Here is a 20,180-nt window from a genome sequence, read left to right on the forward strand (position 1 = left end):
ATTGTCATTCTATATACACTATGACAAAACGAAGAAGTTGGTTCATCTAGAAGTGGTAAGAAACTTCTCTAAAACATCTCGCATAAATTCTGGCATATAATATCTCTTTTTTACTGCTTCTTTTATTTCAGGAAAAAAGGGGCCAAAAGTGAACACATCTAGTGTGGATATAGTATAGATGGAATCATCACGTACCAGATTTCCATTAGTGATAAGCGTTCTCCCATCACTCCCTACTCCCATTCCTTCTATATGAAATGCTCCCATTATCGTCCCGCGGAAACCTAGTCCCTTTAAAGGAAAATGTTGTAGTGATTGATCCTGGCACTTTTGATAAATAGCTTTTAATTCACTACCAGTCACTTCTACTGTTACATAGTTTATCGGATGAGGTAAAAGTTGATGTATATGATAAGAAGTTACCTCTCCCTTCTTTAATGGAACTAGAAGGGTTCCTAGGTTAAACAACCCTATGGAAGTATTGGTATGCTGTAACATGGATCTCGCAATAAGGGTACTTAAAGTAGAAGTAGAAAACCAATTAGCTTCAAGGTCGTTATCTATAATAGTGACTGGTTTTTTTAAAGACTTTTCACCTTTTAATTCGTAATCTTCTCCTGGCATGTACGGTAAGTTTTGTACGTCTAATAGTCTCGGTACGATAGATGAAAGTTTTCTGTCACTTGATATTTCCAACTGGATTTCCCCAATCCACTGACCATGTTTTCCACCCGCTGCTAACATTGTATTTTTCACTTGTTTCCCATTATGTAAGATATGGTGTGTATGCCCACCTAGAATAACATCAATTCCTAAATCTAACTCTGCAATTTGTTCATCCATATGTATCCCTAAGTGAGAGAGGAGAACAATTACATCACATTGAGAATTCAACTCCGAAACAGATTGTTGAATCACCTGAATGGGATCTTCTATCTCCCATCCTAAAAGGGCATAAAAGGTCTCATACATAGCTGTAGTACCGATAACTCCAACTCGCACATCATTATTAGTGGAAAAAATCTTGTAGGAGCTAGCCCAATTAGGTAACGTACCATTATCTTTTAAGTTATTTAGGAGGACAGGTACCGTTAAGTTTTCATACATTGCGTTTAATTCATTTTTTGTAAATGTAATTCCTTCATTGTTACCAATAGTTATAGCATCATACGTTGCTTCTATCATCTCACGAATTCCTGTTCCTTTTGTACCTTCAATAAAAGGGTGAGAACGATCTGCGAAGTCTCCAATATCAAAGAACAATGCAAATTCAGAAGCCTCTTGATGATTTTTTCTTCTGTTTAGCAGGAAATTCTGAATCGTTGGCCAATGTTGAAAATGACTGCGTAAATCATTTGTGTGATAAATATAAACCTTTTCCATGTTAGCCAATAATACCTTGATAGATCATGCGAATTCCAAGCAATACTAGTACGATTCTTAATATAGCTACTAACATATCTGATTTTAGTTTTGAATTAAGTAGTGCCCCTAACTTCGCACCAACCCATGCTCCAGGAATAAGCGCAACAGTAAATAACCACTGAACATTTCCAAGACTTATGTGTGTTCCAGAGCTCAGTAAAGAAGACAATAAGATCATCAGCATGGATGTCGCTACTGCTACATGAGGTGGAAAAGCAAAAAGTAAAATCATTGCGGGAACCATAACAGATCCGCCACCTATACCAAATAATCCAGAAGCGAATCCTACAAAAAAGGCAATCAACAAAGCCAGACTTATTCGGTAACCATACACATGTTTGTTCCCTTGCCCATCGACAAATTCACGTATATAACTCTTTTCAGGGTTTAATGGTAATGGCTTTAGTCGATTTCTTACCATTAAGAGAATTGCCATAAAAATCATAAATAGTCCAAAATATATATTGAACTGTTGTACATTTAGATATTGGTTGACCCAAGCACCAACTATGCCTCCTGGACCACTAGCAGCAAAAAATAATAAACCACTTTTGATATCAATTGTACCGTGTTTACGATACGCTAGCGTGGACGCAAGTCCTGTAAAAATCATAATTACTAAGGAAGTTCCTACTGCAACTTGTGGAGAAATCTCCGTTAATAGTGGCGTATAGGAACCAAAAAATAATAAAGCTGGTACAATGATAACTCCTCCACCAAGTCCAATTAAGGACCCTAAAGCACCTGCTGTACAGGCAATTAAAAATAATAGAATGAATTCCATTCGTAAACTCCTTCCAGGTTACTACAATTATTCTGAGAATAAATCTAGTTGTTTGTCTGCTAACCCAGTATACGTAATGTTTGCTAGTTCCATAAAGCTTTTTGCATTAGCTGCGGCATGTCCACCAGAATTATTGTTAAAGAGGATATAGACATTTTTAGTACTTTGAGAAAGAAGTTGAACATCCCTCTCTATACTTTTTAACTCTTCTATCGAGTAATCATAGAGGTATCGAACTTCTCTCCAATTAGGTTGTCCAGACGCATTCCACCCATATAGATTCCTACCATGTAAACGTATTAACACAGTATCTGCTTTTGTTGGTATAGGTACAAATGGAATACTTCCTTCTCCAGCTTGTGGTTCGTCACATACCCCATGAATGAGATTATTTTTAGTTAAAAAAGTAATGGTCTTTTCTCTAAATTCCGGTTTATACCATGATTGATGGCGAAACTCAATTGCCATGGGATAATTTTTGTAACGTTCCGTTAAAAATCTAATATAATCTACATTTTGTTTTTCACAGGTAAACCAAGGAGGAAACTGACATAGAATCATCCCTAGTTTTTCCCCAAACGCTAAAATAGATGTTTCAAAAGCTGTGAACATTGCTTCTTTTGTAGGATAAGGGTTTTCTCCTCTTAAATGACCTGTTATCCCTTGATAAGCTTTTACTACAAATTTAAAGCTAGATGGAGTCATGTCGATCCATTTTTCAATTATTTGAGGAGATTGAATAGCATAGAACATGGAATCCACTTCTACTGTCGGAAAATGAGCAGCGTATTCTGCGAGTTTGTTACGAGAAGAAACATGACGATATAGAGAATCATGATCTCCCCAACCAGTTAACCCAACTAAAATCATGGTAGTTCCTCCAAACAGTTTGTAAGATACTCAACGAGGTACGTAACAGAATAAGGAGACTCATCTAAGTGCAGATGGTCAATGCTAAGATGTTACTGGTCACGTAACAAAGAAAGGACTATCCAACTCATGTTTGGACAGCCCCCCTTCATTATTAACCGATAGAACCTTCCATTTCAAACTTGATTAGGCGGTTCATTTCTACTGCGTATTCCATTGGTAACTCTTTTGTAAATGGCTCGATGAAGCCCATTACGATCATCTCTGTTGCTTCTTCTTCTGAGATTCCACGGCTCATTAGATAGAACAGCTGCTCTTCAGAAACTTTCGAAACTTTCGCTTCGTGCTCAAGAGAGATATTATCGTTCATGATTTCGTTATAAGGGATTGTATCAGAAGTAGACTGATTATCCATGATTAACGTATCACATTCAATGTTAGAACGAGCACCTTCTGCTTTACGTCCGAAGTGAACGATACCACGGTAAGTTACTTTACCACCTTGTTTCGCAATAGACTTCGATACGATAGTAGAAGAAGTATTAGGCGCTAAGTGAACCATTTTCGCACCTGCATCTTGGTGTTGTCCTTTACCAGCAAGAGCAATGGAAAGTGTCATTCCACGTGCACCTTCCCCTTTAAGAATAACAGCAGGATACTTCATCGTTAGTTTAGATCCAATGTTTCCATCAATCCATTCCATCGTTGCATTTTCTTCACAAACTGCACGCTTCGTTACTAGGTTGTATACGTTGTTCGCCCAGTTTTGAATCGTTGTGTAACGGCAGTACGCATCTTTTTTGATAATGATTTCTACAACTGCAGAGTGAAGAGAGTTCGTTGTATAAACAGGAGCTGTACATCCCTCTACATAATGAACGTGTGCACCCTCATCAACAATGATTAATGTACGCTCAAACTGACCCATATTTTCTGAGTTAATACGGAAATAAGCTTGAAGTGGTGTATCAACTTTCACTCCTTTAGGAACGTAGATGAAAGATCCACCAGACCATACTGCAGAGTTAAGTGCAGAGAACTTGTTGTCTGCAGCAGGAATTACTTTTGCCCAATGCTCACGGAAAAGATCTTCGTTTTCGCGTAATGCTGAATCTGTGTCTTTAAACACAATTCCTAGGTCTTCTAAGTCTTCTTTCATGTTGTGGTAAACAACCTCAGACTCATACTGTGCAGAAACACCAGCAAGGTATTTTTGCTCTGCTTCAGGAATTCCCAGTTTATCAAACGTCTGTTTGATTTCTTCTGGTACTTCATCCCAAGAACGCTCTGACTTCTCAGATGGTTTTACGTAGTACGTAATCTCATCAAAGTTCAGTCCCATTAAGTCTCCGCCCCACATAGGCATTGGCATGTTATAGAAATGTTCTAGTGATTTTAAACGGAAATCTAGCATCCATTGTGGTTCTTTTTTCATGCGAGAAATTTCTTCTACAATCTCACGTGTTAAACCACGCTTCGAGCGGAATACAGATACGTCTTTATCTGAAAAGCCATACTTGTAATCGCCGATATCAGGCATTTTTTTTGCCATGTTTTTCTCCTCCATTCATGGTTGTCTTACGATTCTTTCACACCTTTTTCCATTGCCTTCCAAGGGAGAGTAGCACATTTGATACGCGCAGGGAATTTAGCCACTCCCTGTAATGCTTCTAAATCTCCAAGGTCAATTGAATCATCGTAGTCTTTTCCTTGCATCATATCTGAGAAAATTGCAGACATTTTCATTGCAACTTCTATTTTTTTCCCTTTAATAATTTGGGTCATCATGGAAGCAGAAGCCATAGAGATGGAACATCCATCCCCATCAAACTTTGCGTCTTTTACAACCCCGTTTTCTACATTCATGGTGAGGTGAATACGATCTCCACAAGTGGGATTATTCATATCAATTGTTAACGTACCATCTTCTAGACTTCCCTTATTACGAGGATTCTTGTAATGATCCATGATGACTTGGCGATAAAGTTGGTCAAGATTATTAAAAGACATCGCTAAAGTACTCCTTTGTCTTAAGAAGAGCTGTTGTTAATTGATCAATTTCCTCTTCCGTATTGTATAAATAAAAGCTTGCTCTAGCTGTAGAGCTCACATTTAGATATTTCATCAATGGTTGTGCACAGTGGTGCCCAGCCCTCACTGCAATTCCCTGGGTATCCAATACAGTTGCAACATCGTGAGGATGAACTTCATCCATTGTAAATGTCACTAAACCTGTACGTTTCATTGGATCCATAGGTCCGAAAATTTGCATACCTGGAATCGTCTGCATTTTTTCTAGTGCGTAAGCTGCTAACTTGTGTTCATGTGCTTCAATTGCATCTAGTCCAATTTCTTGTAAGAAATCAATTGCTGCACCTAAACCAATTGCACCTGCAATGATAGGTGTACCACCTTCGAATTTCCACGGTAACTCTTTCCAAGTAGATTCTTGAAGTCCAACGAAATCAATCATTTCGCCACCAAACTCCACAGGCTCCATCTTTTCAAGTAACGCTTGTTTACCGTAAAGAACTCCGATGCCAGTAGGAGCACCCATTTTGTGACCTGAGAATGCAAAGAAGTCGCAGTCTAAATCTTGTACATCCACTTTCATATGCGGTGAACTTTGAGCGCCATCTACTACCATAATTGCACCATGCGCATGAGCGATTGCACTAATCTCTTTAATAGGATTAATGGACCCTAATACGTTAGATACATGCATGATCGAGACAATCTTTGTGTTTTCTGTCACAGTAGCTTGAACGTCTTCAACCGTAATCGTTCCATCTTGTTGAAGAGGAACATACTTTAACGTAGCTCCTTTACGCTTTGCAAGTTGCTGCCAAGGGATGATATTACTATGGTGTTCCATGTAAGAAATGACAATTTCATCGCCTGCTTCTACATATAGATCACCGTATCCTCTTGCTACTGTGTTTAAACTAGTCGTCGTTCCACGAGTGAACACGATTTCTTCACGTGCTTTCGCGTTAATAAACGACTGAACCTTATCACGGGCTCCTTCATATCCATCCGTAGCTTTTGTTCCTAGTGTGTGAACACCACGGTGAACATTGGAATTATACTCTTTATAGTATTTTTCCAAAGCCTCGATTACCTGGATAGGCTTTTGAGATGTAGCTGCACTATCCAAGTATACAAGGGGATGCCCATTGACTTCTTGATGGAGTATCGGGAAGTATGAGCGTATATCTTTTGTGTTCAACATTATTGAACTTTCCTTTCGATTACTTCCACCAATTGCTTTTTCACCGATTCAATCGGTAATTCGTTCACAACAGGTGCTAAGAATCCATGGATAACTAATCGTTCTGCCTCTTGGCGAGAAATACCACGGCTCATTAGGTAGTAAAGTTGAAGAGGATCTACTCTTCCTACTGAAGCTGCGTGACCAGCTGTTACATCATCTTCATCAATTAGAAGAATTGGGTTCGCGTCTCCACGAGCTTTTTCACTAAGCATAAGTACGCGAGACTCTTGCTCTGCGTTAGACTTAGAAGCGCCGTGTTCGATTTTACCGATTCCATTAAAGATTGAAGAAGACTCATCTTTCATTACACCATGCTTTAAGATGTAACCTTCTGAGTTTTTCCCGAAATGAGTAACATTTGTCGTAAAGTTTTGCTTTTGCTTTCCACGACCTACAACTACTGTTTTTGTATCTGCATAAGAACCGTCACCCATTAGGTTTGTTACGTTTTCAGAGATTGTATCTCCATCGTTCATTAAACCTAGTGCCCAGTCTAGTCGTGCGTCACGAGCAACTGTTCCACGACGGTTTACATACGTAACCATTCCTTTATTAAGTGTATCAACAGCACCGTATGTTACTTTTGCACCGTCTTTTACAATCACTTCAGAAATGATGTTTGCGATACCAGTAGTAGTTTCTACTGTAGAAACATAGTTTTCTACAAATGTAACAGAAGAATGTGTATCCGCAACAACTAATACATGGTTCATAAGCGTAGCGTCTTCGCGGTCTATTACATAAATCGTTTGGATAGCTTCTTTCATTTCTACGTTTTTCGGCACGTATAAGAATACTCCACCGTTGACAAGTGCAGCATGAAGAGCAGTTAACTTATGCTCATCCACTTTTACACCATCTGTCATGAAGTATTTTTGTACTAAATCCCCATGCTCTTTAACCGCTGTAATCATATCCGTAAAAATAACACCTTGTGAAGCTAACTCTTCTGACAGAGTTAGGAATGCAGGTGTGTTATTACGTTGTACATATAGCGTTGCAGATGGGTTGTCTGTATCTACTAATGTTTTTACCTCTTCTGGTAGATCTTCAATAGATGCATATGGAGCATCTTCTTTATATAGAGAAGAGAAGTTTGTCAGATTCCATTTGTCGATTTTTGTTTTATCGGGTTTTGGTAATCCTAGTTCTTCTGCTTTTGCTAAAGCTGCTTGTCTGAATTCCGCAAACCAAGTTGGCTCAGCATTTTGCAGAGAGAACGACTGAACGCTTGCTTGATCTACTGTGAAATTTGTTTCAACCGTCATTGTAATCCTCCTAAACGTTATGCTTATTGGCCAACAGTTTCGTCTTCAATACCTAGTTCTTCTTTAATCCACTCGTACCCTTCTGCTTCTAGACGTTGCGCTAATTCTGCACCGCCAGATTTAACGATACGACCTTGCATCATAACATGAACGAAGTCAGGTGTGATGTAATTTAATAGACGTTGGTAGTGAGTGATCATTAGGCATCCAAAATCTTCGCTACGCATATCGTTGATTCCTTTAGAAACAACTTTAAGTGCATCGATATCAAGACCAGAATCGATTTCATCTAAGATAGCAATTTTCGGTTCGATCATCATTAATTGTAAGATTTCGTTACGCTTCTTTTCTCCACCAGAGAAACCTTCGTTAAGGTAACGTTGTGCCATATCTTGATCCATTTCTAAGAAGTCCATTTTTTGATCCATTGTACGGATAAACTTCATTAGAGAAATTTCATCGCCTTCTTCACGACGTGCATTGATTGCAGAACGTAAGAAGTCCGCATTTGTAACACCTGAGATTTCAGATGGATATTGCATTGCAAGGAATAGACCTGCACGCGCGCGCTCGTCTACTTCCATTTCTAGTACATCTTCTCCGTCTAATAGAACAGAACCTTGTGTAATTTCATATTTAGGGTGACCCATGATTGCAGATGATAGAGTAGATTTACCCGTACCATTTGGTCCCATGATTGCGTGGATTTCTCCACCTTTAATTTCTAGGTTTACCCCTTTTAAGATTTCTTTTCCGTCGATAGAGACGTGAAGATCTTTAATCGTTAACGTTGAACCAGCCATGATTATTACCTCCGTAACATTTATCAAATAATGAGTTTAAATAGCAATTCTCATTTTATTCTCATTCTAATTTTAGCGTATATAGAAACTTATATCAAATCTTTTAGATAATAGAAAAGTGAAAGGCGCGCGTTTAGCCGCGGCAGAAAAGTTTGGAAGACCGAATAGGCAGCTCTTCAGCCAACGGAGGGCTTTCGGACTTTTCCGAGCGGTTGCGCACCTGGAGCTAGACATGGCATCTTTAAGTTGAGGCTTCAGTGGGTCTCAACTTACTGCTATAGCAGCGTGGGAGTCGCCGCTTTCACTCCAAGCCTAAATTTAATTTAATTGTAAACGTAGTATCTGCATAAATATATTTTATAAGTTCAAAAGTTCCTTCAAACCTTTACACACAAAAAAGGAGGATGCATCTCTAAAAAATGCACACTCCTCTTTTACTATTTAATACCTGCCTATTAATGTGTTGTTCCCTTAAGTTCTTGGATACACTCTTGGACTAGGGTTACGGCTTGGCTTAGGGATGCTCCCCCGCCGAAAGCAGCAGTTACTCCACATGCTTCTAGGATTTCTTCTTCTGAACAGCCTTGGTCCAGACAACCTTTTGTATGGTAGATGATACAGTACTCATCTTGAGAGTATAAACCGATACCTAGAGCAATTAGTTGCTTTTGTTTTTGAGAAAGTGTTCCTTCTTTAAAACACTCTTGTGTAAAAGCATTGAAAGTAGATACTAACTGAGGCATTTTTTCCTCAAACTGTCCCATTCCAATTTTATATTGATGAAGAGCTTGTTCTGTTGAGTTATGTTGAGTTTCCATGCGTCACCACTCCTTTAGAGAATTTTACTTCTATAGTATGGATGTGGAAGGCGGGTACTATGCATTAAATAGAATTGTGAGGTTTTCTATAAATCAGCAATCCTATATTGAAAAAAAGAAAAGAACTACAGATTTTGTTGTAGTTCCTTTCTTTGTGCAAATATCAGTAGTACTGTTGGTAAAACGTCATTGCAGTAACAATGCTTTCACTCTACATAATGAAGGGATTGGAGCGGAAGGGGGCGACTCCGGCGGGATAAAAGCGGTAAGCTGAGACCCCACAGGAGCGCGCACTTTAGCGACGAGGAGGCTCAGCACCGCCCCGCGGAACGCGTCCCCCTGGAGCGGAAATCCCGGTGCAGTCACTATAGGTTTAAAATTCTAGAAATTATTCCTTAGTAGCCGGAACTACAGATCCGCCCCACTCTTCAAGAATGAAGTCTTGGATTTCTTTCGAAGTTAACACCTCAACTAACGCCTTAATCGCTTCACTATCCTCATTACCAGCTTGAGTAGCAATAATATTTACATAAGGAGACTCAGAATCCTCAATAGCGATAGAATCTTCTAATGGGCTTAAACCTGCATCAATTGCATAGTTAGAGTTGATTAAAACTGCATCGCCTTCTTCATTTTCATACATTTGAGGAAGAAGTGCTGCTTCGTATTCGTAGTCAAATTGAAGGTTTTTTGGATTATCTTGAATATCATCTAACGTTGCAGCTGTTTTCTCCACATCTGGATTCAATGTAATTAGGCCCTTAGCTTCTAACATCGTTAAAATACGGCCATGATCAGCAACTGAGTTAGACATTAAGATGGTTGCACCCTCAGGAAGTTCTTCTAAAGAACCGTACTTCTTAGAATAAACACCGATTGGCTCAATGTGAATTCCGCCAGCATTCGCAAAATCATATCCATTATCAGCGATTTGAGACTCAAAGTAAGGAACATGTTGGAAATAGTTAGCATCAATATCGCCATTCTCTAAATCTTTATTCGGTAGGATGTAATCTTGGTACGTCTCAATTGTTAACTCATATCCTTTTTCTTCTAATAAAGGTTTTGCTTCCTCTAAGATAATAGCGTGAGGAACATTAGAAGCACCTACTACAATCTCTTTGCTTTCTTCTTCACCAGAACCGGAGTTTGAACCTGAAGTTCCACAAGCAGCTAATGCAACAACACTTGAAGCTAATACAATACCAGAAAATAATTTTTTCATTTTACATTCTCCTATCTTTTATCGATTAGTTTTGTTATTACATCTCCAATAAATTGGATGATAAATACAATAATAAGAATTGAAATGGTAGCGGCTAACGTAACGTCCCAACGATTACGTTGAAATCCGTCTAAATAAGCTAAGTTACCTAATCCACCAGCACCGATAATACCTGCCATCGCTGTGTAGCCAACAAGTGCAATAGCAGTAACCGTAATTCCAGAAATTAACGCTGGCATCGATTCTGGTAATAGAACTTTAAAGATAATCGTTCTTGTTTTAGCACCCATAGCTCGTGCTGCTTCAATTACACCTTTATCTACTTCACGTAATGCAATTTCTACCATTCGAGCGTAGAAAGGGGCTGCACCAATAATTAACGCTGGAAGTGCTGCATTTGCCCCACGAATTGTGTCTAACAAGAACTTAGTAAACGGTATAAGGAGGACAATTAAAATGATAAAGGGTATTGATCTGAATACGTTCACTACTGCACTAGTAATCACGTTAGTGAACCTATTTTCCCATAGTTGGCCTTTAGACGTTAAGAAAAGCAATAAGCCCAAAAGTGTACCTAAAATAAACGTTATTACTACTGACATTCCAGTCATATATAAAGTTTCTAATGTAGCTTCCCATAGTTTCTCTACATCTACATTTGGAAACATATTAGTTAACATCTGACATCACCTCCACTTGAACACCTTTCTCTTGAAGGTAAGTCAACGCTTCATTCAATACAGAATTCACTCCACTTACATGTAAGAACAACTCTCCGAAAGCGCCATTTTTCGTTTGAGAAACATTTCCTTGAACAATGTTAGCTGTCACATCAAATTGTCGAATGAAATCTGTTAATACAGGTTGCTCTACAATGGAACGTTTAAAAGTAAGCTTCCAGATATGTCCTTCTGGATATTTTTCTTTTAGATGAGTAAAAGTTTCAAGTGAATCATCTTCTACATCGACTACCTGTCTAACAAAACGTTTCGTAACTTCTTTTTGAGGATTTTCAAACACATCGATAACATCACCTAGTTCTGCTACCTTCCCATTTTCCATTACCGCTACTCTGTGACAGATTTTTTTAATAACATGCATTTCATGTGTAATTAACACAACGGTTAACCCTAACTGTTGGTTAATGTTTAATAACAAGTCTAAGATAGAATCCGTTGTTTCCGGGTCAAGCGCCGACGTTGCTTCATCACAAAGCAGCACTTTAGGGTTGTTGGCTAAAGCCCTTGCAATTCCAACACGTTGCTTCTGTCCTCCACTCAATTGAGAAGGATAAGATCTCCCTCTTCCACCTAGTCCGACCAATTCAATTAGTTCCTGTACACGCTTATCTCTCTGTGACTTTGGAACCCCAGCAATTTCAAGAGGAAATGCAATGTTTTCTTCTACTGTTCTCGACCAAAGTAGGTTGAAATGTTGAAAAATCATACCTATCTCTTGTCTTGCTTCTCGTAGCTTAGTCCCTTTTATCGTATTTATTAATTTATCTGAAACAGAAATAGTTCCTTCTGTAGGTTTTTCTAGTCCATTTAACATACGTAGTAATGTACTTTTCCCAGCTCCAGAGTATCCAATAATCCCAAAAATCTCTCCACTCTGAATAGATAAATCTACGTTATCTACTGCAAGTAACTCACCATTCTTCGTGTTAAATCTCTTCGTTACCTTTTTAATTTCAATCACGTTGTCTCACCTTCTTTTTCATTCTGCATGTTTATTTACTATTACCCAACTTACGTTAATAAATTTGAATAAGAAATGTGTATCTATATAACTACTTCTCCTATCACTTGTATTAATCAACGCTTTAACCGTGCATTTAATTAAAGTGTGTAGGGTCTGCTAAAGACCAGTTAGATCATATAGCCAACCCAAAGTTATTGCTTTATCCATTTCAAAGGATACTCATCTAAGTGCCGACCACATCACGTGGTCAACGATGAGTTGTTACAGGTCACGTAACAAACAAAAATGCCTTCCTACAATGAGTAGGAAGGCATAAATATATAAGCCATTCCTCTCATCTACCAAAGCATAAGCTTTGTGTGAATTGGCACCATTTTAACAGTTGTTAACGGTTGCCGGGTTTCATCGGGCACGTCCCTCCACCTCTCTTGATAAGAGAAAAACTATTAAGTTAAATTTAAGTACGATTGTGAGTATATCATCCTATTCTTTTTCATGTCAACGAATTTATTTTTCTTATAATCTAGTTAACCATAAAAAAGATTCTATCACTAGAAATTGTCGATATTTCCCTTCAAAAGATAAAGAAGATCTGCTAAGTAGTGTGTTTCCAGAAAGAACATCTGATATTTCATGATCCGTTCCTTGAAAGACGCAGTCTGCATCTCCTTTATATTCTCTTTCTGAAACGACTTCTTTGCCTAATGTTATAAATAGTTGTTTACTTTCAGAACGGAACAAAACGTTTATGGGTGAATTAGGTAGCACCCATTTACCTCTAATACTGGATTTCCATCTCTCCATCATTTCCTCACTCCGCTATTCAATGTTTATGGGAGTAATTCCATTTCATTCCTCAAAGTTCCTCTGTAAACATTTCGACAAAATAAATTATTTCCCGAGAAATGTGTCATAATTTCTCACGATTTAGCTTTTCAAGTAAGTCAGGTACGGAACGAAAAGCATAAATTTTGTCGATAGGGTATCCGTCTTCGAAAATAATAAGACAAGGTACACTCTCTACCTCGTATCTATTAGCTAATAGAGGGACAAAATTCAAATCGCTTTTTCCAATAATGAAGTCGGGAGTAAGTTCTTTTGCTACTTCTAGCATTTTGGAAGCAACCTGACAAGTACCACACATTGGAGTATATAAGTAATAGGCAAAAGTCTTTTTTCCTTCTACATTTTCCTGGAATTCAGATAATTCCCATTCTTGTAAAGTCATATTCTCACCTCAAATCATGCCAGAAACTCTTTGTGTACATCAATATTCGCATGAAGTAGAACAGCTGCGATATGTTGATCAGGCGCTGCTGCAACTTCTCTGTACGCTCGATCAATAAATAGATGCCTAGCTTCTGGGAATTCTTTTTTAAATAAGGAACGTAAACGGTCACCTGCATCATCTGCATCCGCAAGTACAAAGACATCTCGATCGAAGTATTCATCTACAATTTCATCCATTTTTTGAACCCCTATTGTTCCATTTGTACATAAGATTTCGACTGGTTCTGAAATTATTTTTTTTACTTTTTTTCGATCAGAGGACCCTTCCACGATCAATACTTTGGCCATTTCCATACGTTCACCTACTTTATCAACCTTACATCTATTTTGTAGCTTCTGCCTCATCAGTTCAAGTAAGAAATATAATTGTAATGATATATAAATTACTTCATTTAACGTAATTAAAAAGAATGCCACAGCTAGTGTGCTGTGGCTATTTACCTTTTAACACCAACCACCTTCATCGCAGTCCGTGTACCTAGCGTCTTGACCAGTTGTTTCTGTGTAATATTGATATATCTGTTGTGCATTTAATTCAAAGTTAGGCTCAGAATGAAAATTCGCACCAAACACGTCTTCTAATTTTGCTGCACCAACTTTTTCTCCATCAAGCATGAATACTAGCTCGTTATGTTGTACTTTTGCCGTTAATCTCTCTGTAACGTTTAGTTTCTTAGGATTTAAAGTCATTTAGAACACTCCTCTTTATTGGATATATTTATTCTGTCCAAGATGAGAGTGCTTATGTTAAAAAGACGAATTTTGACGTAAGGGGAATCATCGATGAAGTTAACTTATAACGATAAAGAAGTTGGGACAAAAACCAAAAGTGACTGCACAGGGATTTCCGCTGCAGGGGGACGCTTTCCAATTCGAAAAGCGGAAGGCGCGCGTTTAGCCGCGGCAGGAAAATTCTGAAGCCTGAGGAGGCAGCTCTTCAGCCACCGGAGGGCTTTCGAACTTTCCCGAGCGGTTGCGCACCTGGAGCTAGACACGGCATCTTCACGTTGAAGCTCCTGTGGGGTCTCGACGAACCGCTATATTCCCGTAGGAGTCGCCCCCTTCCGCTCCAATCCCAAAGATATATTCTGTAAATTCATTATTTCTGCAGTGTTATAAATTCAAATACAACGCAAGAAAGGTACATTCTTTTATAAAAATGTACCTTTCTTTATTTTTAAAGCCTCTTTAAGTTTTTTACTCTTCATTAATCATTTCTTTATATTTATCAGCTGTCATTAATTCATCTACTTCGCCCTCATTAGTAGGCTCAACAATAACCATCCAAGCTTTTTCATATGGTGATTCGTTAACGTATTCAGGATTATCGTTTAGGTCTTCGTTTACCTCTACTACCTTCCCGCTAATTGGTGCATACAGCTCAGATACTGTTTTAACGGATTCTACACTTCCAAATGGTTCATTAGCGCTAAGCTCATCCCCTACTTCTGGAAGTTCCACAAATACGATATCTCCTAGTTCTGCTTGTGCAAAGTGGCTAATACCGATTGTAGCTCGTCCACCTTCAACTTTTACCCACTCATGTTCTTTAGAATAACGTAGTTCATTTGGTGTATTTGACATACTAATTCCCTCCATTATGACTATATGTAAATTTAATTATCCCCAAGTACTTTGGAATTCTTCCTCTTTAAAACCAACTGTTACGCTAGATCCGTCTGTTACCAGCGGCCTCTTAATTAGCATGCCATCAGAACTTAATAAGTCTAAGATTTCCTCTTCTGACGCAGTTGGCAGTTTCTCTTTCAATCCTAATTCACGATACTTCTGTCCACTAGTATTAAAGAATTTTTTCCATTCCAAGCCAGAAAGTTCTTTTACTTTCTTTAGTTCTTCTTTGTTCGGTGGATTTTCTACGATATGTATTTCTTGAATCGCTACTCCTTGATCGTCAAACCATTTCTTCGCTTTTCGACACGTTCCACATTTCGGATACGTATACATTGTAATAGACAAGGAAATACCCCTTTCTGTTCGTGTTGTTCTGGAGTTTGAATAAATTGCTTAGTAGGACATAAAAAGAGACCCACCTGCTCTTTTTATGTTACTAAATTCGCCATCAATTAGCAAAATCCTGCATTTTTAGAGACAATCTTTTTCTACTGTTTCAATTAATTTTTTCAAAAGGACTACTGAGGAATCTAGAGTAAGGGAATACCATCTTTTTGTTCCTTTTTGTTGAATCTCCACTAACCCTTGTTCACGTAATATTTTTAAATGATGGGAAATAGCAGGCCTAGACAAAGTGCTATGGTCTGCTATTTCTGTAACTGTCAATGAATCATGCTCTGCCAAGAGTAAAATAATGTCTTGTCTATAAGGATCACTTAACGTTTGAAAAAGTGGTATACACTCACGAAAAATTTCACTAGCTTTATTTGTCATAGACCTAATTACCCTCTTTCTTGTACCTTCCTAACAACCGATGTAACCACATTACGAGGTAAGAATCGATTAGCTTGTGCCATTAGTTGATTTTTGAAGCCTGGAATAATAACTGTTTTCTCTCTTTTCATTCCTACTTTCGCAATTTCGGCAACGGATTTAGCACTCATTGTACCACTTTTAAATAATTTTGATGACTCTAATTCAGCGGCAGCTTTGAAATTCGTTTCTGTTGGGCCTGGACATAGCACACTTACTTTCACGCCAAAGTCTTTCGATTCGTTTGCAAGTGCCTCTGAGAAAGATAAAACATATGCTTTGCTCGCATAATATACTGCCATTAATGGACCAGGTTGAAAAGCAGCTGTGGATGCAATATTTAAAATTTCTCCATAATTTTTATCTTTCATATCCTTTAAATAATACTTACTCAACTCCGTAAGTACCGTGATATTTAAGTGAATCATGTCTAGCTCTTTCGACAATTCCGAATCCACAAACTCTCCAAATAATCCAAATCCCGCATTATTGATTAATGTATCCACTTCTAAACCTAGAGAATCAGTCTTTTCTTTCAATTCTTTTGCTGCATTAGGCGCTAATAAATCGCTTTGGATAATAGTCACTTTTCCACTATAGTTAGCTTCTATTTTACGAGCTACATTTTCCAATTTATCCATTTGGCGTGCTACCAAAATGACGTGAGCACCCTCTTGTGCAAATTGATATGCTAATTCCTCTCCTATTCCACCTGAAGCTCCTGTAATAAGTACTGTCTTTTTCATTTTGTTACCTCCAATTATTATATGTTTAAACATTTAAACGTTTAAACATATAATAATTGTTGTTTTGTTTCGTGTCAAATTTTAAATAAAATAAGGCTAAGACAGAACCTCAAAGTGACTGCACAGGGATTTCCGCTGCAGGGGGACGCTTTCCAATTCGAAAAGCGGAAGGCGCGCGTTTAGCCGCGGCAGGAAAATTCTGAAGCCTGAGGAGGCAGCTCTCAGCCACCGGAGGGCTTTCGAACTTTCCCGAGCGGTTGCGCACCTGCAGCTAGACACGGCATTTTCACGTTGAAGCTCCTGTGGGGTCTCAGTAACCCACCTTTCCCGTAGGAGTCGCTCCCTTCCGCTCCAATCCCAAAATTAATTCAGTAATGCATTAATTCTGCAATGATATATTGCTAAAAAATTTTAGACATTGTTCCCAAGACAAAAGGTACATTCGCTTTGAATGTACCTTTTGTTCATTTCATTTCAGCTTATAGAAATAACTTCCATACCGCTTTCGATTCTCCATGAGAATGATTAGGAAATAATCAGTTTATACAATGTACTTCTCTGCTTCGATTAGTCCCTCAGAAGCTTCACGCTTAAGTCCAATTACGTTAATTGGTGTAAAACGAGTGAATTTACGCAATGCGGAGATCATCATTCTTAATGTGTCACCAGATTCGACAGCAAGTAATGTTTCTTTTGCGTGTGCCTCGATTTCTTGGAATGACTCTTGGCAGAAGATTTGCGTGTAACGTAATTTTTGTTCGTACTTCAAGCCGTTTTGCATAGCTTTTTCTGTACGAAGAACAACTGATTCCATTGCGTAAGCTAAGGATACGATGTCTGCAATGTTAGAAAGGATTTCTTGCTCTTTCTCTAATGCCTTACCGAATTTTTGTGCAGCTAATCCAGCCATCATTAGGCCAATTTTCTTCGCATTACGTACCATCATTTTTTCTTGCTCTAACGGAGCATCGCCTACTTCTTCTGGCATCATCATCATTAGTTCTTCTTGTAGAGCTTGTGCTTTTTGAAGAAGTGGAAGTTCTCCTTTAAATGCTTTACGTAAGAACGTTCCTGGAACTAATAAACGGTTAATTTCATTTGTTCCTTCAAAGATACGGTTGATACGGCTATCACGATACATTCTTTCAATCTCGTATTCTGCCATGAAACCATATCCACCGTGGATTTGAACTCCCTCATCAACAATGTAATCTAGTACTTCTGTTCCGAAGAATTTACCTAGAGAACACTCAATTGCATACTCTGCTACTGATGCAGCAATCGCTCTACCATCTTTTTGTTCTTCTTCAGACAGTTGACCCATACGTTGCTCAAATAATCCAACAGTACGATAGATAGAAGATTCGATAGCGTAAAGCTTCGCACCCATAGTACCGAATTTTTGCTTCGTTAAATTAAATTGGCTAATAGGTGTTTTAAATTGTTGACGTTGATTTGCATATTGAAGAGCTAATTCCATTGCACGCTTCGATGCACCGATAGCTCCTACTCCTAATTTATAACGACCAATGTTCAAAATGTTAAATGCAATAACGTGGCCTTTTCCAATATCTCCAAGAACGTTCTCTACTGGTACTTCGGCATCTTCTAAAATTAGCGTTCTAGTAGAAGAAGATTTAATTCCCATCTTTTTCTCTTCTGGACCTACAGAAACACCTTTAAACTCACGTTCTACAATAAATGCAGAGAATTTGTCGCCGTCGATTTGTGCGTACACAACGAATACATCAGCAAAACCAGCATTCGTAATCCACTGCTTTTCACCGTTTAGTACATAGTGAGTACCTGCTTCATTAAGCTTAGCTACTGTCTTAGCGCCTAATGCATCTGATCCAGAACCTGGCTCAGTAAGAGCGTATGCTGCAATGCGGTCTCCAACAGCTAGATCCGGTAGATAACGTTGTTTCTGATCTTCATTACCGAATAAAACAATCGGTAGTGATCCAATTCCCACGTGAGCACCGTGAGTAATTGAGAAGCCACCTGCTTTAGACATTTTTTCTGCAATTAGTGCTGAACTCACTTTGTCTAATCCAAGTCCACCGTACTCTTCTGGTACGTCTGCTCCTAGTAAACCAAGTTCTCCAGCTTGTTTTAATAGCTTTACAGAGCGATCAAATTCGTGCTCTTCTAAGTATTCTACTTGTGGTACAACTTCATTTGTTACATAGTCATCAGTTGTTTTAGCAATCATTTTTTGCTCATCTGTGTAATCCTCTGGTGTGAATACTCGATCTGCCGTAATATCCTCGATTAAAAAGCTACCACCTTTAATTGGTGTTTCAGTTTGATTTGACATTATTTTTTCCCCCTTTGTTTGATTAAGAAATTAATTCAAATACTCCCGCTGCTCCCATTCCGCCACCGATACACATGGTTACGATACCAAATTGAGTTTGCGAGCGTTGCATTTCATGAATTAAAGATAATGACAACTTAGCTCCTGTACAACCAAGTGGATGTCCTAGCGCGATTGCTCCACCATTTACATTTACTCTTTCTTCATCAATACCTAAGCTACGGATAACTTGGATAGATTGAGAAGCAAATGCTTCATTAAGTTCAAACAAGCCAATGTCTTCTAGTTGAAGCCCAGCTAGCTTTAAAGCTCTTGGAATTGCTTCCACTGGACCAATTCCCATTACCTCTGGAGCTACACCTGCAACAGCAAAAGATCGGAATCTTACTAATGGTGATAAACCTTGTGCTTGAGCATATTCACGATCCATAACCATAACAGCAGCTGCACCGTCACTTGTTTGGGAAGCATTACCGGCCGTTACCGTACCTGTAACCGAAAAGGCTGGGCGTAATCTTCCTAGAGCTTGCGCATTTGTATCTGGACGAACTCCTTCATCTACAGAAAACAGTAGTGATTTTTCTTGTAGCTTATTTTGACTATCAACATAGCGTTTTGTCACTTCTACTGGCACTATTTCATCAGAGAATTTCCCTTCTGCTATAGCTTTAGCTGCCTTTTGATGACTGCGAATAGCGAATGCATCTTGATCTTCTCTGCTAATTCCATATTTAGTAGCAACTTCTTCTGCTGTATGGCCCATACCCATGTAATATTCAGGTGCTTCTTCCGCAAGTTTTACATTAGGTCTTACTGTGTGGCCCATCATTGGTACTAGTGACATTGACTCTGCCCCACCAGCAATAACAGCTTGCGCTTGCCCTAACATGATTCTTTCAGCTCCGTACGCAATAGATTGAAGGCCAGAAGAACAATAACGGTTTATCGTAATAGCAGGAACAGTATGTGGTAATCCCGCTAACGCTCCAATATTACGAGCCATATTTAACCCTTGCTCCGCTTCTGGCATGGCACAACCGATAATTAAATCATCGATTGGTCCATCATATCCTCCAGCTCTTTTTAAAGTTTCTTTTACAACTAAAGCTCCTAAATCATCTGGCCTAACATTGGCAAGTGTTCCTTTTTTTGCTCTACCTACAGGTGTACGAGCTCCTGCAACAATAACTGCTTCACGCATTGATTTC

General features: G+C 38.6%; 23 protein-coding genes and 1 riboswitch. Of the genes, 1 reads left to right on the forward strand and 22 read right to left on the reverse strand.

Annotation, left to right across the window (positions count from 1 at the left end; genetic code table 11):
- Positions 1–42: 42 nt before the first annotated feature.
- From G8O30_RS10770 to G8O30_RS10845, 16 genes are all read right to left on the reverse strand, one after another.
- A complete protein-coding gene (locus tag G8O30_RS10770) occupies positions 43–1,383 on the reverse strand; it encodes a bifunctional metallophosphatase/5'-nucleotidase (RefSeq protein ID WP_239672064.1) in 1,341 nt (446 codons plus the stop codon).
- A 1-nt stretch (position 1,384) separates the two neighbouring features.
- A complete protein-coding gene (locus G8O30_RS10775; protein WP_239672065.1) occupies positions 1,385–2,209 on the reverse strand; it encodes a sulfite exporter TauE/SafE family protein in 825 nt (274 codons plus the stop codon).
- A 27-nt stretch (positions 2,210–2,236) separates the two neighbouring features.
- Positions 2,237–3,079: a DUF72 domain-containing protein gene (locus G8O30_RS10780; protein ID WP_239672066.1), complete on the reverse strand. Its 843-nt coding sequence runs from the start codon at positions 3,077–3,079 to the stop codon at positions 2,237–2,239.
- A gap of 154 nt (positions 3,080–3,233) precedes the next feature.
- A complete protein-coding gene (gene sufB / locus G8O30_RS10785) occupies positions 3,234–4,631 on the reverse strand; it encodes a Fe-S cluster assembly protein SufB (RefSeq protein WP_239672067.1) in 1,398 nt (465 codons plus the stop codon).
- Positions 4,632–4,657: 26 nt separating this feature from the next.
- On the reverse strand, positions 4,658–5,089 hold the full coding sequence (gene sufU, locus G8O30_RS10790) for a Fe-S cluster assembly sulfur transfer protein SufU (protein ID WP_239672068.1): 432 nt from the start codon (positions 5,087–5,089) through the stop codon (positions 4,658–4,660).
- Entirely contained in the window at positions 5,079–6,308 is a 1,230-nt protein-coding gene (locus G8O30_RS10795; RefSeq protein WP_239674543.1) for a cysteine desulfurase, read from the reverse strand. The genes sufU and G8O30_RS10795 overlap by 11 nt, the downstream gene beginning before the upstream one ends.
- Before the next feature lie 2 nt (positions 6,309–6,310).
- A complete protein-coding gene (gene sufD / locus G8O30_RS10800; protein ID WP_239672069.1) occupies positions 6,311–7,621 on the reverse strand; it encodes a Fe-S cluster assembly protein SufD in 1,311 nt (436 codons plus the stop codon).
- 23 nt (positions 7,622–7,644) lie between these two features.
- Positions 7,645–8,424: a Fe-S cluster assembly ATPase SufC gene (gene sufC / locus G8O30_RS10805; RefSeq protein ID WP_239672070.1), complete on the reverse strand. Its 780-nt coding sequence runs from the start codon at positions 8,422–8,424 to the stop codon at positions 7,645–7,647.
- 455 nt (positions 8,425–8,879) lie between these two features.
- Positions 8,880–9,242, reverse strand: a complete 363-nt coding sequence (locus tag G8O30_RS10810; RefSeq protein WP_239672071.1) for a carboxymuconolactone decarboxylase family protein — start codon at positions 9,240–9,242, stop codon at positions 8,880–8,882.
- Between the two features lie 388 nt (positions 9,243–9,630).
- Entirely contained in the window at positions 9,631–10,467 is an 837-nt protein-coding gene (locus G8O30_RS10815) for a MetQ/NlpA family ABC transporter substrate-binding protein (protein ID WP_239672072.1), read from the reverse strand.
- Between the two features lie 11 nt (positions 10,468–10,478).
- On the reverse strand, positions 10,479–11,147 hold the full coding sequence (locus G8O30_RS10820; protein WP_239672073.1) for a methionine ABC transporter permease: 669 nt from the start codon (positions 11,145–11,147) through the stop codon (positions 10,479–10,481).
- Entirely contained in the window at positions 11,137–12,168 is a 1,032-nt protein-coding gene (locus G8O30_RS10825) for a methionine ABC transporter ATP-binding protein (protein WP_239672074.1), read from the reverse strand. Before G8O30_RS10825 ends, G8O30_RS10820 begins: the two co-directional genes overlap by 11 nt.
- A 334-nt stretch (positions 12,169–12,502) precedes the next feature.
- Positions 12,503–12,609, reverse strand: a riboswitch (SAM riboswitch).
- A 78-nt stretch (positions 12,610–12,687) separates the two neighbouring features.
- Positions 12,688–12,978 (reverse strand): hypothetical protein, encoded by a 291-nt coding sequence (locus G8O30_RS10830; protein WP_239672075.1) that lies wholly within the window; start codon positions 12,976–12,978, stop codon positions 12,688–12,690.
- 103 nt (positions 12,979–13,081) lie between these two features.
- The gene (locus G8O30_RS10835; protein WP_239672076.1) at positions 13,082–13,399 is read right to left on the reverse strand and encodes a thioredoxin family protein; all 318 of its coding nucleotides are present in this window, start codon (positions 13,397–13,399) and stop codon (positions 13,082–13,084) included.
- 14 nt (positions 13,400–13,413) lie between these two features.
- Positions 13,414–13,755, reverse strand: coding sequence for a toprim domain-containing protein (locus G8O30_RS10840; RefSeq protein WP_239674544.1), 342 nt, complete (start codon positions 13,753–13,755; stop codon positions 13,414–13,416).
- Between the two features lie 150 nt (positions 13,756–13,905).
- A complete protein-coding gene (locus G8O30_RS10845; RefSeq protein ID WP_239672077.1) occupies positions 13,906–14,151 on the reverse strand; it encodes a DUF2553 family protein in 246 nt (81 codons plus the stop codon).
- Between the two features lie 93 nt (positions 14,152–14,244).
- Between G8O30_RS10845 and G8O30_RS16125 the strand changes: the two genes are divergently transcribed.
- Positions 14,245–14,379: a hypothetical protein gene (locus tag G8O30_RS16125; RefSeq protein WP_275576484.1), complete on the forward strand. Its 135-nt coding sequence runs from the start codon at positions 14,245–14,247 to the stop codon at positions 14,377–14,379.
- Between the two features lie 279 nt (positions 14,380–14,658).
- On the opposite strand, the gene gcvH is transcribed toward G8O30_RS16125, so the two are convergent.
- The 6 genes from gcvH to G8O30_RS10875 form a co-directional block, all read right to left on the reverse strand.
- Complete coding sequence (gcvH, locus tag G8O30_RS10850) at positions 14,659–15,045, reverse strand: glycine cleavage system protein GcvH (protein ID WP_239672078.1); 387 nt, start codon at positions 15,043–15,045, stop codon at positions 14,659–14,661.
- Positions 15,046–15,081: 36 nt separating this feature from the next.
- Positions 15,082–15,426 carry an arsenate reductase family protein gene (locus tag G8O30_RS10855; RefSeq protein ID WP_420844620.1) on the reverse strand — a complete coding sequence of 115 codons (345 nt, stop codon included), beginning with the start codon at positions 15,424–15,426 and terminating at the stop codon, positions 15,082–15,084.
- Between the two features lie 138 nt (positions 15,427–15,564).
- Complete coding sequence (locus G8O30_RS10860) at positions 15,565–15,867, reverse strand: ArsR/SmtB family transcription factor (protein WP_239672080.1); 303 nt, start codon at positions 15,865–15,867, stop codon at positions 15,565–15,567.
- 8 nt (positions 15,868–15,875) lie between these two features.
- A complete protein-coding gene (locus G8O30_RS10865) occupies positions 15,876–16,652 on the reverse strand; it encodes an SDR family NAD(P)-dependent oxidoreductase (RefSeq protein ID WP_239672081.1) in 777 nt (258 codons plus the stop codon).
- A 541-nt stretch (positions 16,653–17,193) separates the two neighbouring features.
- Positions 17,194–18,972, reverse strand: coding sequence for an acyl-CoA dehydrogenase family protein (locus G8O30_RS10870; protein ID WP_239672082.1), 1,779 nt, complete (start codon positions 18,970–18,972; stop codon positions 17,194–17,196).
- Positions 18,973–18,994: 22 nt separating this feature from the next.
- The gene (locus G8O30_RS10875; RefSeq protein WP_239672083.1) at positions 18,995–20,173 is read right to left on the reverse strand and encodes an acetyl-CoA C-acetyltransferase; all 1,179 of its coding nucleotides are present in this window, start codon (positions 20,171–20,173) and stop codon (positions 18,995–18,997) included.
- Positions 20,174–20,180 lie beyond the last annotated feature (7 nt).

This window comes from Mangrovibacillus cuniculi (assembly GCF_015482585.1).
Classification (GTDB): Bacteria; Bacillota; Bacilli; order Bacillales; family R1DC41; genus Mangrovibacillus; species Mangrovibacillus cuniculi.

Bases quoted from the DNA above. Each gene is read 5' to 3' on its own strand.
- G8O30_RS10770 (WP_239672064.1), bottom strand. From the start codon at position 1,383: ATGGAAAAGGTTTATATTTATCACACAAATGATTTACGCAGTCATTTT.
- G8O30_RS10775 (WP_239672065.1), bottom strand. From the start codon at position 2,209: ATGGAATTCATTCTATTATTTTTAATTGCCTGTACAGCAGGTGCTTTA.
- G8O30_RS10780 (WP_239672066.1), bottom strand. From the start codon at position 3,079: ATGATTTTAGTTGGGTTAACTGGTTGGGGAGATCATGATTCTCTATAT.
- sufB (WP_239672067.1), bottom strand. From the start codon at position 4,631: ATGGCAAAAAAAATGCCTGATATCGGCGATTACAAGTATGGCTTTTCA.
- sufU (WP_239672068.1), bottom strand. From the start codon at position 5,089: ATGTCTTTTAATAATCTTGACCAACTTTATCGCCAAGTCATCATGGAT.
- sufD (WP_239672069.1), bottom strand. From the start codon at position 7,621: ATGACGGTTGAAACAAATTTCACAGTAGATCAAGCAAGCGTTCAGTCG.
- sufC (WP_239672070.1), bottom strand. From the start codon at position 8,424: ATGGCTGGTTCAACGTTAACGATTAAAGATCTTCACGTCTCTATCGAC.
- G8O30_RS10810 (WP_239672071.1), bottom strand. From the start codon at position 9,242: ATGGAAACTCAACATAACTCAACAGAACAAGCTCTTCATCAATATAAA.
- G8O30_RS10815 (WP_239672072.1), bottom strand. From the start codon at position 10,467: ATGAAAAAATTATTTTCTGGTATTGTATTAGCTTCAAGTGTTGTTGCA.
- G8O30_RS10820 (WP_239672073.1), bottom strand. From the start codon at position 11,147: ATGTTAACTAATATGTTTCCAAATGTAGATGTAGAGAAACTATGGGAA.
- G8O30_RS10830 (WP_239672075.1), bottom strand. From the start codon at position 12,978: ATGATGGAGAGATGGAAATCCAGTATTAGAGGTAAATGGGTGCTACCT.
- G8O30_RS10835 (WP_239672076.1), bottom strand. From the start codon at position 13,399: ATGACTTTACAAGAATGGGAATTATCTGAATTCCAGGAAAATGTAGAA.
- G8O30_RS10840 (WP_239674544.1), bottom strand. From the start codon at position 13,755: ATGGAAATGGCCAAAGTATTGATCGTGGAAGGGTCCTCTGATCGAAAA.
- G8O30_RS10845 (WP_239672077.1), bottom strand. From the start codon at position 14,151: ATGACTTTAAATCCTAAGAAACTAAACGTTACAGAGAGATTAACGGCA.
- G8O30_RS16125 (WP_275576484.1), top strand. From the start codon at position 14,245: ATGAAGTTAACTTATAACGATAAAGAAGTTGGGACAAAAACCAAAAGT.
- gcvH (WP_239672078.1), bottom strand. From the start codon at position 15,045: ATGTCAAATACACCAAATGAACTACGTTATTCTAAAGAACATGAGTGG.
- G8O30_RS10855 (WP_420844620.1), bottom strand. From the start codon at position 15,426: ATGTATACGTATCCGAAATGTGGAACGTGTCGAAAAGCGAAGAAATGG.
- G8O30_RS10860 (WP_239672080.1), bottom strand. From the start codon at position 15,867: ATGACAAATAAAGCTAGTGAAATTTTTCGTGAGTGTATACCACTTTTT.
- G8O30_RS10865 (WP_239672081.1), bottom strand. From the start codon at position 16,652: ATGAAAAAGACAGTACTTATTACAGGAGCTTCAGGTGGAATAGGAGAG.
- G8O30_RS10870 (WP_239672082.1), bottom strand. From the start codon at position 18,972: ATGTCAAATCAAACTGAAACACCAATTAAAGGTGGTAGCTTTTTAATC.
- G8O30_RS10875 (WP_239672083.1), bottom strand. From the start codon at position 20,173: ATGCGTGAAGCAGTTATTGTTGCAGGAGCTCGTACACCTGTAGGTAGA.